The organism is Burkholderia sp. A9, from assembly GCF_000801975.1.
The window spans coordinates 1-319 of the sequence record NZ_JSZN01000098.1 but is presented as its reverse complement, the minus strand read 5'-3'; the positions used below and the strand labels follow the sequence as shown (position 1 = coordinate 319).

1 protein-coding gene and 1 pseudogene are annotated in these 319 nt (G+C 67.4%); both read left to right on the top strand.

Annotated elements, in window-relative coordinates:
- The coding region (locus PI86_RS15630; RefSeq protein ID WP_039324505.1) for a DUF1427 family protein at positions 1–93 on the top strand (93 nt) is incomplete at its 5' end.
- Positions 94–112: 19 nt separating this feature from the next.
- Positions 113–319 (top strand): annotated as a pseudogene (locus PI86_RS15625) (amidohydrolase); the annotation flags it as partial.

The window sequence follows — 319 nt, the reverse complement described above, 5'->3', positions numbered from 1 at the left end:
CCCGCACCGCCGCTGATTGCACTGGTCGGGCTGGCCGGCATGCTGATCGGCGTTGCGGCCGTCGCACCGGTCCGTCACTGGCTCGGCTTCTGATTGCATCGAGGACACATTGATGAGCGTTACCGACACTCAACCCGATCTCATCCTGCATAACGGGCGCATCACGACGCTCGATCGTGCGAACCCGGTCGCGACGGCCGTCGCGATCAAGGACGGCCGTTTCGTCGCGGTCGGTGGCAACGCGGACGTCATGCCGCTTGCCGGCCGCGCGACGAAGGTCGTCGACCTCGACGGCCGCACCGTGCTGCCGGGCCTGATC